We start from the raw sequence: 15,871 nt of genomic DNA on the forward strand, positions 1-15,871 counted from the left end.
CCGGCGGCGCAAGGTGTACAAAAGAGCGGGGGGCAGCCCGCCCCCCCCCGGCCCGCCGCCCCCCCCCCCCGCCGGTACAATCGCGGCCAGTCCAGGCTTTGCCAACCCACCTCACCAACACACCCCATGTCCCAATCCGTTCCCATCGGCTACAGCGATGTGCCTCGCGGCCATATCGCCAGTGTTGTCACCGACCTTGAAATGCTGTCCAAGCCGGCCACGGCCGAGCTGCCCCTGCCTGAAGGCATCACGCTGACCCCGGCTTCACGCGTCAGTCTGGATGCCTATCGGGCCTTGTTCCGGGAAGTCGGCGCGGACTGGCTATGGTTCTCGCGGCTGTTCATGGCCGACGAGGAACTGGCCGCCACGCTAGGCCATCCCGATGTCGACATCCAGGTCGTCCAGAGCGGCGGAAAGGACGTGGGCATTCTGGAGCTGGACTTTCGCGTGGCGGGCCAGTGCGAGCTGACGTTCATGGGGCTGACGGCCGAATGCACGGGCAAGGGCCTGGGCCGGGCGCTGATGAGCCGGGCCGTGTCGCTGGCCTGGGCCCGCCCGATCACGCGCATGTGGGTGCATACCTGCACCTATGACCATCCCTCGGCGCTGGGTTTCTACATGAAGGCGGGCTTCAAGCCCTATGCGGTGCGGGTGGAGGTTCAAGTCGACCCGCGCCTCACCGGCCACTTGCCGATTGGCGCGGCCCCGCAGGTGCCCATCATCGCTTGACCTGCCGGCGGGCGCGCCGGCATCGCCGCGCCCTACTGGAGACGCGGGCCCGCCGGTGCGACGCGCTTCTGCATGAATACGCTCAAGGGATCATCCACATAGTCGCCAAACGGGCCGCGACGCTCGAAGCCCGCCGAGGCGTACAGCGCCAGCGCCTCTTGCTGATAGGGGCCGGTTTCCAGTCTGAGCAGCTTGCAGCCACGGCTGACGGCGCTCGTTTCCAGCAGGGACAAGAGCTGCCTGGCAAGGCCTCGCCCTCTGCCGGCGGGACTGACATACATCCGCTTGAGCTCGCCAAATTCGGGATGGAGCACGATCGCCCCGCAGCCTATCGCACACCCGACGGCGTCCCGCGCGACGGCAAATAGGACGTTCGGCTGTTTCAGCCCGGCCAAGTCAAAGACGTGGCGGCTTTCCGGCGGATACAAGGTGTCCTGATAGGCGTCCAACTCGGCAATCAGGGCAATGACATCCGGTTGATCGGGTGATTCGAGCGTGATGAGCATGATCGGGAAGGCGCGAAGGTTGGACGCCTGCATCCGGCGTCGGAAAATGATTCATTATAGATTCAATTTATTGTTGACTGAATCTATAGAATCAAAATAGACTCACCGAGAAAATTGCTACACGCCGGCCTCATCGAGCTGACCCGCCAGCATCGCTACGGATCGCCTGGTCGGATGAAGGCGTCGATGCAAGGTGGCGTGATCACACCCAACGCCTCCTTTGACCATGGCCCGCCCTAGAAGCAAAGACAAGGAGATGGCCTTGCTACGCTCGGCCGTCAAGACGATCGCGACGCAAGGACTGCGCGCGTCCACCGTGATGATCGCCCGGTACGCCGGCGTCGCGGAGGGCACGCTGTTCCTGTATTTTTCGACCAAGGACATCTTGCTGTCGGCGGTCTTCGAGCACCTGCTCCAGGACCTGGAGGCGAGCCTCGCCTCGCTGCCTCCCGGCCTGTCATCGCGACAGACCGCGGAATCCATCTGGAACCGCTATATCGACTGGGGCGCGGCCGATCCCGACGCGTATTCCACGATCAATCAATTGCTGGCATCGGACCGCCTGACGGCCGGGCAGTTGCGCAGAGCGGAAACGCTGTATCCCCTCCCGGAAGTCCAGGCCTGCCGACGACGCTTTGCCGGCCTGACGGAGCGGGAAGCATGGGCGCTTTCCGACGCGACGGAGAAAGCCATCGCCGACACGACGGTGCGCCTGGCCGTGGCCCAGCCGCAACATGCCGAGGCGTACAAGATGGCGGGATTCGACATGCTTTGGGCCGCGGTGACGCGGGGCGCGGACCATCCGGGACTCAGCCAGCCCGCCGGCGAATATTTCACGCAAGGGACCCGCCTTTCATCCACCTGAAACAGTTTTCCCTCAAAGTCGCGGCTGCCTACAGGGGAGAACCTTTCATGATCCGCGCCAAGACACTGATGTCCGCCTTGGCCGCGACCGCCCTGGTCGCGGCATGCTCCAGCGATGACGACAAGGCATCCACGCCGACGCCAACGCCGCCTGTCGCGCAGGCGCCCAAGAACATCCTGTTCTTCCTGGGAGACGGCATGGGCATCACGACACTCACCGCCGCCCGCATCTACAAGGTCGGCGAAGATGGCGACCTGACCATCGACACGCTGCCGGAAACAGCGTTTGTCCATACGTACTCGAACGATGCCCAGGTGACGGACAGCGCGCCCTCCATGGCCGCCTACATGACCGGCGTGAAGATGAACAACGAAGTCATCTCCATGAGCGCGGACACCAAGGCCACCGACGCCAACGGCAAGCCCTACCACGCCAGCTATGACGCCACCTGCCCGGCCGGCAACGGCACGCCGGTGGAAACGCTGCTGGAAATCATGAAGGCCAAGGGCTACGGCACCGGCGTGGTCACGACCACCCGCATCACGCACGCGACGCCCGCCGCCACCTACTCGCACGTCTGCCACCGCGATGCCGAGAACACCATTGCCGCGGCGCTGGTGCCCGGCGGCGCCGGCTTCAACGCCAGGCTGAACGACGGCATCGACGTATTCTTCGGCGGCGGCACGGATTACTTCCTGCCCAAGGAAAACGGCGGCAAGCGCAACGACAAGCGCAATCTCATCGACGAGATCAAGACCAAGTACGGCTACGCCGCGAACCGCGCCGATTTCGACGCGCTGCCCACCGACGGCCGCAAGATCGCCGGCCTCTTCACCAAGAGCCACATGGCCTACGACCTGGACCGCGACCCGGCCAAGGAGCCCAGCCTGGCGGACATGACCGGCAAGGCGATCGACGCGCTGGCCGCCAGGAACAAGGGCTTCTTCCTGATGGTGGAAGGCGGCCGCATCGACCACGCGCTGCACGCCACCAACGCGCGCCGCGCGCTGCAGGATACCGTGGCCTTCGACGATTCGATCAAGCTCGCGCTGGACAAGATGCGCAAGGTGGATCCGGATCTGAAGAACACGCTCATCGTCGCCACCGCCGACCATGACCATACGCTGCAGATGAACGGCTACGCGGCCCGCACCGGCAAGACCGAGCCGGGCAAGCCTGGCGTGCTGGGCCTGGTCAAGAACTACGTCGGTCCGGCCGCGCCGACCAAGGACGTGGACGGCAACCCCTACACCATCATCGGCTTCGGCAACGGTCCCAAGCGCCTGGCGACGCGCGGCCCGATCGACGACACCGCGCTGGAAGACAAGAACTACCTGCAGGAAGCGGTGATCCCGATGGATCCGGCCAGCGACTCGGAAACCCACGGCGGCGCCGATGTGTTCCTGGGCGCCATCGGCCTGAACGCCGACAAGTTCTCGGGCGTGATCGCCAATACCGACGTATTCGGCCTGATCCGCAAGGCAGTCAATCTGTGATGAAGACGACCTCGCACCGCGAACCGAAAACGCAGAAGGACACGATCATGAACCATTGCATTTCCCGCCTCAGCCGCGCCGTCCTGCTCGCCCTGCCCCTGGCGGCGGGCGCCCCGCTCGCCCACGCCGCGGGCGAAGCCAAGAACGTCATCTTCTTCCTGGGAGACGGCATGGGCCCCGTCACCGTGACCGCCGCCCGCATCTACAAGGGCGAGAAGCAGCTTGCCGCCCAGCCCGGCTCGCTGGTCAGTCCGGAGCGCGCCAACCTTTCCATGCAGCTGCTGCCCTACGCCGCCCGCATCAAGACCTTTTCGCTGGATGGCCAGACCACCGACAGCGCCCCGTCCATGGCCGCCTACATGACCGGCGTGAAGATGCGCAACGAGGTCATTTCCATGTCGTCCGACACGGTGGCCGTGGATGGCACGGGCAAGCAATACGTCTCGGGCGAAGACAGCACCTGCCCTCCGACCAACGGCACGCCCGCCCAGACGCTGCTGGAGCTGGCCAAGGCCAAGGGCCGCGCGGTCGGCGCCGTGTCGACCACGCGCGTCGGCCACGCCACCCCGGCCACCACCTATGCCCACGTGTGCAACCGCAACGGCTACAACACCATCGCCGAACAATCGACGCCGGGACACGCGAACTACAACACCCGTCTCGGCGACGGCATCGACGTGCTGCTGGGCGGCGGACAGCGCAACTATCTGCCCAAGCCGCTCAACCCGGCCAGCAAGCGCACCGACGGCGTCAACCTGGTGACGGCCTTCCAGGCCAAGGGCTATACCTACGTCGACACGGGCACCGCGCTGCGCGCGCTGAATCCCGCCGCCACCGGCAAGCTGCTGGGCCTGTTCTCGCAAAGCGAGATGGCCTATGAGCTGGACCGCGTCAAGCCGGCCCTGGGCTATGACCAGCCCAGCCTGGCCGAGATGACCGACAAGGCGCTGGGCGTGCTGAGCAAGAACAGCAATGGGTTCTTCCTGATGGTGGAAGGCGGCCGCATCGACCATGCGCTGCACGGCACCAACGCCAAGCGCGCGCTGGAAGACACGCTGGCCTTCGACAGCGCGATCCAGACCGCGCTGGATTTCATGGAAAAGAAGGACCCCGGCCTGAAGAACACGCTGATCGTGGTCACCGCCGACCATGACCATGCCATCGCGTTCAACGGCTATCCCAAGATCGGCAACCCCATCCTGGGCACGGTAAAGTCCTATGCGGATGGCAAGCCCGCGCTGGCCGCCGACGGCAAGCCCTACACCACGCTGGTGTTCGGCAACGGCGGCCGCCCGAACACCGACGCGGACAGCAAGACCAACCCGGAAGACGGCAACAAGGCCTGGATCGCGCCGGCGCGCGGCGCCGCGCGCGACGATCTGAGCAACGTCAACACCCTTGACGACAACTTCCTGCAGGAAGTCGGCGTCGTGCTGGGCAAGCCCGGCGCGGAAACCCACGGCGGCGGCGACGTCATGCTGTTCGCGGGCGGCGCTGGCGCGAAGATCTTCAAGGGCACCATGGACAACACCAAGGTGTTCGGCAAGGTCCGCGAGGCGGCCGGCCTGTGAAGCCCTTGAACGCAACCGCCAGGCGCGGCCTCGCCTGCCTGCTGCTGGCCTGCCTGCCGGCGGCGGCGGGCGCGGCGGACAATGCGCCCGAACCGGCCCAGGCCGCCCCGGCGCCCGCCCCGCCCGATCTCAACCTGCGCATCGAACGCTATGCGTCGTCGATCGGCAGCGACGGCGTGCAGCGTGAAACCCGCTACGCCGACCTGATGTACCGGCGCGCGGACCTGGTGTGGATCGAGCGCGACTATCCGGCCGCGCTGCGCGCCAGCGTGGAACATGGGCACGACGGACACGCGGGCCAGGATCCGCATGCCGGCCATTCGCATGCGAACACGACGGGCTCCCCCCTTTGGGTGCAGCGCGATGCCGCCGGCAAGGATCAGGTGCGCATGGTCTTGCGCAAGCAGCACAAGGTGCTGGACATCGACGAGGCCAACTACGGCAACGTCGGCTACAACGGCTCCTGGGCGGCCACCAATGGCGTCGCGGACCCGAGGCAATTGCAGCGCATGCAGCCCGACGGCGCGCCGGCCCAAGGCGTGCAGCGCTACCGCCAGGCGCGCGGCGAATCGCAGGTCCTCATCGACTGGGATATCCAGGGGCAGTACGCGCGCCGGATCGAGATCCAGGGCCCGCACGGTCTCTCGGTCAGCCGGGTCACGGTGACCGACGCGGCCGCGCCGTCCCCCGCGCCGTGGACCATGCTGAAAGACTACGAAACGGGCGACTACTCCGACCTGCTGGACTAGTGTGCCCGCGCGCAGGCCTCAGCCCGCGCGCGCGGCGGACTTGATCATGTCGGCCGCCTTCTCGGCGATCATGATGACGGGCGCATTGGTATTGCCCGAGGTGACCATGGGCATGATCGAAGCATCGACCACCCGCACGCCCTTCAGGCCATGCACCCTCAGTTCATGATCCACCACGGCGGCGGGGTCCCTGCCCATGGCGCAGGTGCCGACCTGATGGTGATAGGACACCACGGCGCTGCGCACATAGTCGGCCAGCTGCTTGTCGGTCTGCTTGTCCTCGCCCGGATAGATTTCGCGTCCGCGCCAGGGCTGCAAGGCGGGCTGGGCGGCGATCTGGCGCATCTGCCGGATCGAGGCGACCAGCACGTCGACGTCATGCTGGGTGGCCAACACGTTGGGATCCAGCAGCAGGCGATCGTCCACGCCGGCGCCGGTCAAGCGTAGCTGGCCCCGGCTGGTCGGCATCACGCAGGCCGCGCACAGGGTGAAGGCATTGGCGGGACCGGTCTGTTCAGGCGTGTAGTACGGCACGTTGAAGAACAGGGGCTGCATGTCCGGTCCGTCCAGCGCCGGATCCGTCTTGGCGAACAGCTGCGCGTGCAGGACGGTGAGGCCGGGGTCGTCCGGCGCGGGAATGGCCTGCCTGCCTTCGTAGATGACCGGCACCAGCATGTGATCGTGCAGGTTCTTGCCCACGCCGGACAAGTCATGCACCACCCTGATATTGTGCTGGCGCAATTGCGCCGCTTCCCCCACCCCGGACAGCATCAGCACGCGCGGCGACTCGATGGCGCCGCCCGACAGGATGGCTTCGCGCCGCACGCCCGCGCGATAGAACCCATTGCCCTGCTCATAGACCACGCCGACGCAGCGCTTGCCCTCGAACGACAGCTGGTGCACGCGCGCATTGGTGATCAGCGACAGGTTGGGCCGCTCCAGCGCCGGACGCAGGAAGGCCACGGCGGTGCTGACGCGCTTGCCGTCCTTGATGGTGAGGTGATTGAAGCCCACGCCCAGGATATCCGCGCCGTTGTGGTCGCGGTTGAGCGGATGGCCTGCCTGCACGGCGGCATCCACCATGGCCTGGGTCACGACATGGGGCTGGTACTGCGTCGTCACGTGCATGAGGCCGCCGGCCCCATGATAGTCATCGGCGCCCCGGTCATAGTCTTCCGACTTCTTGAAATAGGGCAGCACGGACTGATAGCCCCAGCCGGGGTTGCCCTGCCTTTCCCAGGCGTCGTAGACCGAGGCATGGCCGCGCACATAGATCATGCCGTTGAGCGAACTGCTGCCGCCCAGGGTCTTGCCGCGCGGCCAGAACAGCTTGCGGTCATGGGCATGCGCCTGCGGCACGGTGTCGTAGGCCCAGTCATAGGGGCTCTTCCAGAGCTCGATCAGGCGCAGCGGCGTGGAGATCTTTTCGGAGTTGTCGGGGCCGCCGGCCTCGATCAGCAACACCTTCACGCCGGGATCCTCGGTCAGCCTGTTGGCCAGCACGCAGCCGGCCGATCCGGCGCCGACGATGACGTAGTCGAAACTGTCCGACCGGTCCTGCGCCGCGTTGACCCTTGCTCCCATCAGGCCGCCGACCATCAGCGTGCCGCTGGCGACGCCCATGGCCTGCATGAAGCGGCGACGGGAGAGAATCGTTCGGGGAAATTGCCCATCGTTGCTCATGGTGTCTCCTTGGATGCTGCCGTTTCGCATGCGAGCCACGCGCTTTTTCCGAGTGCGGGTCCTTCGTCGGGCAAAGATGTACGAAGGCCAGGATAGTGCCAGTCTCCGGTCAGGCACTTGTCCGTGCGTGCATGGAGATTTGTCATTCAGTGCAGACCCTGGCGATGCGCGCGCTTATCCGGATGGCTCCGGAATGGGAGACCATGGTGCGGCAGATTCGTATCGGCTATTGGGCGTATCCGGGCGGCCACCACGAAGAAAGAACCGGGCGATTTCGACAGATTCAAATACTGCCCGGCGCGTTCGGCTACGGGTCGACCGAGCGCATGTCGCAGCTGGTCTCCTCGGACCCGCAGATGCCGCGGAACCACGCCCGCCCCCGCTTGCGGTCCTTGGGCGCCAGCGGCTCCAGCTTCTCGTCGTTGCGCATCTCGTAGTCCAGCAGCAGCCATTCGCCGTCGCAGGCGACGATGCCGCGCAGCGCGACCCGGTCGCGCAGCCAGTCGCCCTTCAGGTCGAGCAGCCGCTCGCTGCCGGCGTCGGGACGCGCGTATCCGCGCGCCGACTGCACGCCGACCTGCATGTCCCCGGCCTTGATCCATCCCTCGCCTTGGTACACCGGCCGGGGCTTGTCGCTCATCTCGTCGCTGGCGCCCTTGATCTTGAGCCAGCCATCGCGCGCCTCGACCAGGTCGAACGTGACGCTGTAGTAGTCCAAGGCCGGATCGAGACCCTCGCCGCGCGTGGTCGGCAGGCTGCCGACCACCTTGGAGGTCGCCGACGCCCCCGCGCGCACCTCGATCGCGGGCTTGTCATTGACCGTCCAGCCGGAGAATCGGCAGGCGGTCGGACCCGGCGGCGTCCAGGCCGCCGTCCCGGCGTTGGCCTGGGCGTTGAACGCAGGCGACAGGGTCAGCGTGGCAAGCACCAGCAGCATGCGTCGAACATTCATGGGTTGGTCACACCGTCTATTTGAGCTACGCGTGCAATCGTCACGTCAGCTGTGGTTGAAGGATTGGCGTCCACCGTTCGGTGGACTGCCGCGCGCCGATCAAGGGTGAAGCACAGCGAGCCCTGACGTCAAGGGCGAGGAGACTCCGGGCGGGCGGCTCCCGCCTCTTCAAGCAAGGCTCGCCGGGCTGTATGGATAAGCTTCACCCCGAGTCCCGGCTTGCTCTCGAAGGCCCTGAGGAGTTCATTCTCCGGCGCCGCATCGGACCCGATGCGCAGCATGATCTCGACGGGCTGGTCACCGCTGCTTTGCAAACGCACAAGCAGGCCATCCTCCAACAATGAGGACACCCACCGCGCCGCGTCGCTGCGGAGCTTGACCTCCACGACGAACCGACCCGGATAGTGCGTCACACTGGTGCTTTCTTCGCGCTTGCCTGAATTGACGAAACCGTCGAAAGCCGCGCTCAACCGATCGACAAAAGACCGCCTGTCCTTGAGCGCATAGGCTTGCAAGCGGTTTTCAGCATTGCGCAGGATCCTGTCGAAATCACGGTAGTGGTAGTACAAGAGCCATGATTCGCGAGGCGTCGCGGCGGACTTTTCCTGCAAAGTCATGGACTCATGCGCGCCCGCTGCGTCGACATACCGGTCAAACTCTGGTGAACCCATGGGCGGAACGAGCGACGAAGACGAGCCCTGGGCGGCAACCCAGGAATCACGAATGGAAGCCTGCTTGATCGATGTTCCGGCGACCTTGCGCTCAATCTCATGCTTCTGACCCGATTGAAGCCCGTCTTCCAACCTGACGATCGCACCAACCAATCGCGCTTCGGACTCATCGCTTGCCAGCAAACGCTCCACAACGGCTTGCGCATCCTTCTGACCGCTTTCCGTGGACAAATCAAAGCCCCGCCCCTCGATTTCCTGAAGGGCGGCCGCCAACACTTTCGGGTCTATGCGGGTGACGAAGTTAGTCATGCGAGATAGGCACAATAGGCTGCTTCCAGGCTACCGCTGCCCTTCGAATGTACTGCAGAATGCAGCGGCCTGGACGTCGTCGAACAGGAAGTACTCGTCAGTACGATGCCGGAATCGCAGCGGGGTAACGGCGCCCGCCCCCTCGGGAAGCTGTTGCATGCCCAGACGCAGGTAGAACTGCTGGAGCCGGGGGCCGCCGTCGGGCGACGCATGCAGGATCAGCGAACCGCCATGGCCGTCATCCAACGCCAGTTGGATGGTGCAATCTATCAACACTCGGGCGACGTCCTGGAGTACGGGCATGCGCAAAACCTCCGTATACAGCTCTTTGGGAGCATCCGCCAGGAACCACGTGAAGGCCCGCCCCTCCTTGAGGCCGAATGCCGTCGTCTCGAGATTCGGGACCGCCGCCAGCATGCCGACCGGGACCGCCTTGTGTCTGGGGCCATCCACGACCACGCACAATGAGCGCACGCAACCCCAGCGCACAATGGGGCCCAGTAAATTGTATAAACCGGCGGTCGCCCTTATGCGAGGCCAGTTCCAATCCCAGTCCGCCCGCACCCGGCCGTCCGGCGCGGATGTGCTCGATACATAGCTATTCTGAATGACGGGCTGAACCAGTCCATGCCAGAGCCGCGCTTCGTAAGGACGCATCTCGACAATGGAAACCGCATGGATTGAACTCCCCGAGCCACCAGCAGGCATCCCCAGAAGTTTGCGAATTGGATTGTGCAGCATTGCCATCCGAAATTGACGTCTTGCTCAGTTTTGCGAATGAAGCCTGCCTTCTTTCCCTTGCCCTTCGATCATGTGAATGGGTTGTTGCTGGAAGCAAAGGCCAGGAGCATTCTGCCGCATCGTGTCCGCCAGGGCATGGCCATGTGTGATATTCCCGTCACTTCGCCAGCGACCGCCCCTATCAGCCCCCCTCATCCGCCTCCACCCCCACCATCAACCGCAAGCATCGCAGGAACACCGGCCGCAGTTCCTGCGGCAGCGGCGCCAGCACTTGCGCCTCCACTTCCGCGTCGCGCGGCAGCACGCGCATCAGCAGGTCCAGGCCCGCCTCGGTGATCTCCAGCGCATAGGCGCGCGCATCCTCGGCCGAGCGCGTGCGCCGCACATAGCCCTTGGCCGTCATGCGGGCGATCATCTCGGCGAAGGAATTGCGGTCCAGCGCGATCAGTTCGGCGATGCGGCTTTGGGTGGCGCCGGGATGCTGGTGGACGGTGATCAGCAGGGCCTTCTGCCGGGGCGTCAGGTCCTCGTCGGGAAAGGCCTGCGCGAACAGCGCCTCGGCCCGGAAATGGGCCCGCCGCAGCAGGTGAGACGTCACCTGGGTCAGATCGAAGTCCCGCAAGGCGCGGGACGAGGCCGGAAGGCGGGCGGTCGGACGGGATGCGGTCATCGGGCTTTCCATGAAATAGGCCTGGCGATTGTAGGCAAGGCGGGCGGCGAAGGACTCGCCTCCAGGCTCCTGGGCCGCATCCGCGCGGCCGGCGCCCTGGGCAAAACCCTGCGTTGACTTCGCCGGAGGCGCCGCCTAAGATCCGCATAATAGTACGTATACGTATTTTATTGCCAGAACCGACGCGACCTGCTAAACGGGAATCCCGATCATGACGATCCGCCAGCTACGCAACTACATCGACGGCCGTTTCGAAGACGGCGCCGCGACCTTCGACAAGCACAGCCCGGTCGATCACGCGCTGATCGCCCGGGTCCACGAGGCCAGCCGCGAGCAGGTCGACCGCGCCGTCGCCGCCGCCCGGCGCGCCTTGCCGGCCTGGGCCGCCCTGCCCGTGGCCGCGCGCACCGACCGGTTGCTGGCGCTGGCCGACGGCATCACCCGCCGCTTCGACGACTTCCTGCAGGCCGAGATCGGCGACACCGGCAAGCCGGTATCCTGGGCCAGCCAGGTCGACATCCCGCGCGGGGCCGCGAATTTCCGCGCCTTCGCCGAGCTGGCGCGCACGCTGGACATGGAAAGCTACATGACCGACACGCCCGACGGCCGGCAGGCGCTGAACTACGCGTACCGCAAGCCGCTGGGCGCGGTCGGCGTGATCTCGCCGTGGAACCTGCCGCTGCTGCTGCTGACCTGGAAGGTGGCGCCGGCGCTGGCCTTCGGCAACACCGTCATCATGAAGCCTTCGGAAGTCACGCCGTCCACCGCGACCCTGCTGGCCGAGGTCGCGCACGAGGCCGGCCTGCCGCCCGGCGTGCTGAACCTGACCCACGGCTTCGGCCCGGGTTCGGCGGGTGAATTCATCACCACGCATCCCGACATCGACGGCATCACCTTCACCGGCGAATCGGCCACCGGCGCGGCCATCATGCGCGCCGTGGCGCCGGGCGTGAAACCCGTGTCGTTCGAATTGGGCGGCAAGAACGCGGCGCTGGTGTTCGCCGACGCCGACTTCGAGGCGGCCGTCGACGGCACCGCGCGCTCGGTCTTCGCCAACTGCGGCCAGGTCTGCCTGTGCACCGAGCGTGTCTATGTCGAGCGCCCGATCTACGAGCGCTTCGTCGCCGCGCTGGCCGAGCGCGCGCGGGCGCTGCGCATCGGCTGGCCTGGCGATCCGCAGACCGGCATGGGCCCGCTGGTCTCGCGCGAGCATCGCGACAAGGTGCTGACGTATTTCGCGCTGGCGCGCGAGGAAGGCGCCACCGTGGTCACCGGCGGCGGCGTGCCCACGTTCGGCGACGCCCGCGACGCCGGCGCCTACGTGGAACCGACCATCTGGACCGGCCTGCCCGAGACTGCGCGCTGCATCAAGGAAGAAGTGTTCGGCCCGGTCTGCCACGTGGCGCCGTTCGACACCGAGGAAGAAGCCATCCGCCTGGCCAACGACAGCCGCTACGGCCTGGCCGCCGCCGTCTGGACCCAGAACCTGACGCGCGGCCACCGCGTGGCGCAGGCGATGAAGGTGGGGCTGGCCTGGGTCAACTGCTGGTTCCTGCGCGACCTGCGCACGCCGTTCGGCGGCAGCGGCCTGTCCGGCATCGGCCGCGAGGGCGGCCGCCACTCGCTGCACTTCTACACCGAACCCACCAACGTCTGCATCAAGCTGTGAGGCCCCGCGCCTCCAAGGACACCGCCATGCCCCATTCCCCCGTCAGCGCCACCGTCGTCGCCGGCAAGGCCACGCCACGCGGCAAGTATCCCCACATCAAGCGCGCCGGCGATTTTCTGTTCGTCTCCGGCACCAGCTCGCGCCTACCCGACAACCGCATCGCCGGCGCCGAGGTCGACGCCATGGGCACCGCCACGCTCGACATCCGCGCGCAGACCCGCGCCGTGATCGAGAACATCCGCGACATCCTGGCCAGCGCCGGCGCCGGCCTGGCCGACGTGGTCGAGATCAGTACTTTCCTGGTCAACATGAACGACTTCGGTGGCTACAATCAGGTCTACGGCGAGTTCTTCGACGCCGATGGGCCGGCGCGCACCACCGTGGCGGTCCATCAGCTGCCGCACCCGCAATTGCTGATTGAAATCAAGGCGGTCGCCTACAAGCCGCTGGCGCGCTAGCGGACAGGCGCGGCGATGGCGCCAGACCGCCTTCCGGCCCTTCCTTCGGAACAGGATCGCCGCCCCGGCCCGCAAGCCGGGACGGCCGCGCGCATGTCGAACTTCCGCATCACGCCCAACGCGCTCAGCCACAAGCTGAAGCTGCACCAGCTGCAGATCTTCGAACGCGTGCTGGCGCGCCGCTCGCTGTCGCGCGCCGCCAGCGAGATGCACCTGACCCAGCCCACCGTCACCAAGGCCATCCACGACCTGGAGGCCTTCTTCGGCGCGACGCTGTTCGAACGCTCCAACCGCGGCGTCACGCCGACCGAGCTGGCGCTGGTGCTGGGCCGGCGCGTGCACGCCATGATGGCCGAGATCCGCTACATGGCCGACGACATCGACGCGGTGCTCGGCGGCGCCAGCGGCCACGTGGTGGTGGGCACGCTCATCGCGGCCTCGGCCAAGCTGCTGCCCGAGGCCATCGCGCGGCTGATGACCGAACATCCCGGCATCCAGGTCACGGTGCGCGAGGGCCCGTCGGCGCAGCTGTTGCCGGCGCTGGCCACGGGCGACGTCGACATCGTGGTCGGCCGGCTGCCGGGCGCCGACATGGCCTCGATCTCGGGCGTGGCCGTCGACCATCACAAGCTGTACCGCGAAGACCTGTGCCTGGTGGCCGGCGCCAGCCATCCGCTGGCCGGGGCCGCGCGGGTGTCGCTGGCCGAGCTGGCGGACCACATCTGGATCCTGCCCGCCCCCACCTCGCCGCTGCGCGCCTCGATCGAACGCAGCTTCTTCGACGCCGGCGTGCGCCTGCCCACGCGCCACGTCGAATCGCTGTCGCTGCTCACCAATATCGGCATCCTGATGCACAGCGACGCGCTGGCGCTGATGCCCTACGACGCCGCGGCCCAGTTCCTGGCCATGGGCGTCCTGGCGCGCCTGCCCACCGACGCCTTCGGCGCGTTCGGCGACGTCGGCTATTCGATCCGCGCCGACCGGCCCTTGACGCCGGCCTGTCTGCGGCTGGTCGACTACCTGAAGCGGGTCGCGGCGCAGCGCGACGCGAATCCGGACCCCGCCTGATCCGCCGCGCCGCATCCGGGTAAGCCCGTTCAGGGAAACCCCGCGATAGATAAGCCGCATATCCAACCGCGCAATTTCTATTGCACTGCAGCCGCCTTCCCCCCCTAGACTTCCAGTCATCGAAGTCCGCAAGCGCCACCGGAGTCCCCCATGCCCGCCTACGGCCCGCCCTTGAATTTCCAGCGCTGGATCCAGGATCACGCGCATCTGCTGCAGCCGCCCGTCGGCAACCAGCAGATCTGGCAGGACGCCGATTTCATCGTCACGGTGGTCGGCGGCCCCAACCTGCGCACCGACTACCACGACGATCCACTGGAAGAGTTCTTCTACCAGGTGCGCGGCAACGCCTGGCTGTCGCTGTGGATCGACGGCAAGCCCGAACGCGTCGACCTGAAGGAAGGCGACATCTTCCTGCTGCCGCCGCACGTGCGCCATTCGCCGCAGCGGCCCGAGACCGGCAGCGCCTGCCTGGTCATCGAGCGCCAGCGCCCGCCCGGGCTGCTGGACGGCTTCGAGTGGTACTGCCCGCAGTGCAGCCACCTGGTGCACCGGGTCGAGGTGCAGCTCAAGAGCATCGTCACCGACCTGCCGCGGCTGTTCGAGGCCTTCTATTCCAACGAAGCGCGCCGTACCTGCCCCGGCTGCGGCGCGCTGCATCCCGGCAAGACGCAAGCCCCCGCCGCGCAGGCGGCGCCCGCCTGACGCCCCACTCTTCCTGTCTTTCCCATGCCCCTGAAAATCGATATGCACGCGCACTTCTTCCCGCCCATCACGCGGCAGGAAGCGGCGGCGCTGGACCCGGTCGACGCACCCTGGCTGCGGCGCGACGGCGACGGCTCGACCGGCCAGATCATGGCCGGCGACCGCCCGTTCCGCCCGGTCGACGCCACGCTGTGGGACCCCGCGCTGCGCGTGGCGCAGATGGACCGCCACGGCGTCGACCTGCAGATCCTGTGCGCCACGCCGGTGATGTTCGGCTATGCCTATCCGGCCCGGGCCGCGGCGGACTGGGCCGCGCGCATGAACGACCTGGCGCTGGAACACTGCGCCCATGCGCCCGGCCGCCTCAAGGCGCTAGCCCAGGTGCCGCTGCAGGACCTGGACCTGGCCTGCCGGGAAGCGTCGCGCGCCCGCGCCGCCGGCCACCTGGGCGTGCAGATCGGCAACCACGTCGGCCCGCGCGACCTGGACGACGACACGCTGGTGCGCTTCCTGATGCATTGCGCCGACGACGGCATCCCGGTGCTGGTGCATCCCTGGGACATGATGACCGACGGCCGCATGAAGCGCTGGATGCTGCCCTGGCTGGTGGCCATGCCCGCCGAGACCCAGCTCGGCATCCTGTCGCTGATCCTGTCCGGCGCCTTCGAGCGCATTCCGCGCAGCCTCAAGCTCTGCTTCGCCCATGGCGGCGGCAGCTTCGCCTTCCTGCTGGGCCGGGTGGACAACGCCTGGCGCCACCGCGACATCGTGCGCCAGGACTGCCCCCAGCTGCCTTCGTCCTACACCGACCGCTTCTATGTGGACAGCGCCGTGTTCGATCCGCGCTCGCTGCGCCTGCTGATCGACGTGATGGGCGAGGACCGCGTGCTGCTCGGCTCCGACTACCCCTATCCGCTGGGCGAGCAGGAAGTCGGCCGGCTGGTGTCCAACGCCGATCTGCTGCCCGCCGTGCAGCAGAAGATCCTGGCCGGCAATACGCAAACATTCTTCGGGCTGGACCGCTGACGTCCC

Annotated in this window: 16 protein-coding genes; 10 read left to right on the plus strand and 6 right to left on the minus strand. The window is 66.8% G+C overall.

Annotation, left to right across the window (positions count from 1 at the left end; all coding sequences use genetic code 11):
* Positions 1-126 precede the first annotated feature (126 nt).
* Positions 127-729: a GNAT family N-acetyltransferase gene (locus AC6LJ9_RS19310; protein ID WP_498148820.1), complete on the plus strand. Its 603-nt coding sequence runs from the start codon at positions 127-129 to the stop codon at positions 727-729.
* Between the two features lie 32 nt (positions 730-761).
* On the opposite strand, the gene AC6LJ9_RS19315 is transcribed toward AC6LJ9_RS19310, so the two are convergent.
* On the minus strand, positions 762-1,235 hold the full coding sequence (locus AC6LJ9_RS19315) for a GNAT family N-acetyltransferase (RefSeq protein WP_498148821.1): 474 nt from the start codon (positions 1,233-1,235) through the stop codon (positions 762-764).
* 256 nt (positions 1,236-1,491) lie between these two features.
* On the opposite strand from AC6LJ9_RS19315, the gene AC6LJ9_RS19320 reads away from it, so the two are divergent.
* From AC6LJ9_RS19320 to AC6LJ9_RS19335, 4 genes are read left to right on the plus strand one after another with little or no spacing between them, the layout of a single operon-like run.
* A complete protein-coding gene (locus AC6LJ9_RS19320) occupies positions 1,492-2,100 on the plus strand; it encodes a TetR/AcrR family transcriptional regulator (RefSeq protein WP_498148822.1) in 609 nt (202 codons plus the stop codon).
* 47 nt (positions 2,101-2,147) lie between these two features.
* Positions 2,148-3,596, plus strand: coding sequence for an alkaline phosphatase (locus tag AC6LJ9_RS19325; protein WP_498148823.1), 1,449 nt, complete (start codon positions 2,148-2,150; stop codon positions 3,594-3,596).
* A gap of 47 nt (positions 3,597-3,643) precedes the next feature.
* The gene (locus AC6LJ9_RS19330) at positions 3,644-5,167 is read left to right on the plus strand and encodes an alkaline phosphatase (protein WP_498148824.1); all 1,524 of its coding nucleotides are present in this window, start codon (positions 3,644-3,646) and stop codon (positions 5,165-5,167) included.
* Between the two features lie 5 nt (positions 5,168-5,172).
* Positions 5,173-5,916, plus strand: coding sequence for a hypothetical protein (locus AC6LJ9_RS19335; protein ID WP_498148825.1), 744 nt, complete (start codon positions 5,173-5,175; stop codon positions 5,914-5,916).
* 18 nt (positions 5,917-5,934) lie between these two features.
* Here the strand turns inward: AC6LJ9_RS19335 and AC6LJ9_RS19340 are convergent, their stop codons facing one another.
* From AC6LJ9_RS19340 to AC6LJ9_RS19360, 5 genes are all read right to left on the minus strand, one after another.
* Positions 5,935-7,599: a GMC family oxidoreductase gene (locus tag AC6LJ9_RS19340; protein ID WP_498148826.1), complete on the minus strand. Its 1,665-nt coding sequence runs from the start codon at positions 7,597-7,599 to the stop codon at positions 5,935-5,937.
* Between the two features lie 307 nt (positions 7,600-7,906).
* Positions 7,907-8,551: an SH3 domain-containing protein gene (locus tag AC6LJ9_RS19345; protein ID WP_498148827.1), complete on the minus strand. Its 645-nt coding sequence runs from the start codon at positions 8,549-8,551 to the stop codon at positions 7,907-7,909.
* Between the two features lie 128 nt (positions 8,552-8,679).
* The gene (locus AC6LJ9_RS19350; protein WP_498148828.1) at positions 8,680-9,531 is read right to left on the minus strand and encodes a hypothetical protein; all 852 of its coding nucleotides are present in this window, start codon (positions 9,529-9,531) and stop codon (positions 8,680-8,682) included.
* A 30-nt stretch (positions 9,532-9,561) separates the two neighbouring features.
* Positions 9,562-10,272 carry a hypothetical protein gene (locus AC6LJ9_RS19355; protein ID WP_498148829.1) on the minus strand — a complete coding sequence of 237 codons (711 nt, stop codon included), beginning with the start codon at positions 10,270-10,272 and terminating at the stop codon, positions 9,562-9,564.
* Positions 10,273-10,453: 181 nt separating this feature from the next.
* Entirely contained in the window at positions 10,454-10,942 is a 489-nt protein-coding gene (locus tag AC6LJ9_RS19360) for a MarR family winged helix-turn-helix transcriptional regulator (RefSeq protein ID WP_498148830.1), read from the minus strand.
* Between the two features lie 211 nt (positions 10,943-11,153).
* Between AC6LJ9_RS19360 and AC6LJ9_RS19365 the strand changes: the two genes are divergently transcribed.
* From AC6LJ9_RS19365 to AC6LJ9_RS19385, 5 genes are all read left to right on the plus strand, one after another.
* Entirely contained in the window at positions 11,154-12,611 is a 1,458-nt protein-coding gene (locus AC6LJ9_RS19365; RefSeq protein WP_498148831.1) for a 2-hydroxymuconic semialdehyde dehydrogenase, read from the plus strand.
* Between the two features lie 26 nt (positions 12,612-12,637).
* A complete protein-coding gene (locus AC6LJ9_RS19370; RefSeq protein WP_212312847.1) occupies positions 12,638-13,069 on the plus strand; it encodes a RidA family protein in 432 nt (143 codons plus the stop codon).
* A gap of 93 nt (positions 13,070-13,162) precedes the next feature.
* Positions 13,163-14,137: a LysR substrate-binding domain-containing protein gene (locus tag AC6LJ9_RS19375; protein ID WP_498148832.1), complete on the plus strand. Its 975-nt coding sequence runs from the start codon at positions 13,163-13,165 to the stop codon at positions 14,135-14,137.
* 150 nt (positions 14,138-14,287) lie between these two features.
* Positions 14,288-14,839 carry a 3-hydroxyanthranilate 3,4-dioxygenase gene (locus tag AC6LJ9_RS19380; RefSeq protein ID WP_498148833.1) on the plus strand — a complete coding sequence of 184 codons (552 nt, stop codon included), beginning with the start codon at positions 14,288-14,290 and terminating at the stop codon, positions 14,837-14,839.
* Between the two features lie 24 nt (positions 14,840-14,863).
* The gene (locus AC6LJ9_RS19385) at positions 14,864-15,865 is read left to right on the plus strand and encodes an amidohydrolase family protein (RefSeq protein ID WP_498148834.1); all 1,002 of its coding nucleotides are present in this window, start codon (positions 14,864-14,866) and stop codon (positions 15,863-15,865) included.
* The last annotated feature ends 6 nt before the right edge of the window (positions 15,866-15,871 follow it).

Source organism: Achromobacter sp. 1011811831 (assembly GCF_059760905.1).

Excerpts from the sequence above, each read along its gene's own strand:
- AC6LJ9_RS19310 (WP_498148820.1), top strand. The coding sequence starts at position 127 with ATGTCCCAATCCGTTCCCATCGGCTACAGCGATGTGCCTCGCGGCCAT.
- AC6LJ9_RS19315 (WP_498148821.1), bottom strand. The coding sequence starts at position 1,235 with ATGCTCATCACGCTCGAATCACCCGATCAACCGGATGTCATTGCCCTG.
- AC6LJ9_RS19320 (WP_498148822.1), top strand. The coding sequence starts at position 1,492 with ATGGCCTTGCTACGCTCGGCCGTCAAGACGATCGCGACGCAAGGACTG.
- AC6LJ9_RS19325 (WP_498148823.1), top strand. The coding sequence starts at position 2,148 with ATGATCCGCGCCAAGACACTGATGTCCGCCTTGGCCGCGACCGCCCTG.
- AC6LJ9_RS19330 (WP_498148824.1), top strand. The coding sequence starts at position 3,644 with ATGAACCATTGCATTTCCCGCCTCAGCCGCGCCGTCCTGCTCGCCCTG.
- AC6LJ9_RS19340 (WP_498148826.1), bottom strand. The coding sequence starts at position 7,599 with ATGAGCAACGATGGGCAATTTCCCCGAACGATTCTCTCCCGTCGCCGC.
- AC6LJ9_RS19345 (WP_498148827.1), bottom strand. The coding sequence starts at position 8,551 with ATGAATGTTCGACGCATGCTGCTGGTGCTTGCCACGCTGACCCTGTCG.
- AC6LJ9_RS19350 (WP_498148828.1), bottom strand. The coding sequence starts at position 9,531 with ATGACTAACTTCGTCACCCGCATAGACCCGAAAGTGTTGGCGGCCGCC.
- AC6LJ9_RS19355 (WP_498148829.1), bottom strand. The coding sequence starts at position 10,272 with ATGCTGCACAATCCAATTCGCAAACTTCTGGGGATGCCTGCTGGTGGC.
- AC6LJ9_RS19360 (WP_498148830.1), bottom strand. The coding sequence starts at position 10,942 with ATGACCGCATCCCGTCCGACCGCCCGCCTTCCGGCCTCGTCCCGCGCC.
- AC6LJ9_RS19365 (WP_498148831.1), top strand. The coding sequence starts at position 11,154 with ATGACGATCCGCCAGCTACGCAACTACATCGACGGCCGTTTCGAAGAC.
- AC6LJ9_RS19370 (WP_212312847.1), top strand. The coding sequence starts at position 12,638 with ATGCCCCATTCCCCCGTCAGCGCCACCGTCGTCGCCGGCAAGGCCACG.
- AC6LJ9_RS19375 (WP_498148832.1), top strand. The coding sequence starts at position 13,163 with ATGTCGAACTTCCGCATCACGCCCAACGCGCTCAGCCACAAGCTGAAG.
- AC6LJ9_RS19380 (WP_498148833.1), top strand. The coding sequence starts at position 14,288 with ATGCCCGCCTACGGCCCGCCCTTGAATTTCCAGCGCTGGATCCAGGAT.
- AC6LJ9_RS19385 (WP_498148834.1), top strand. The coding sequence starts at position 14,864 with ATGCCCCTGAAAATCGATATGCACGCGCACTTCTTCCCGCCCATCACG.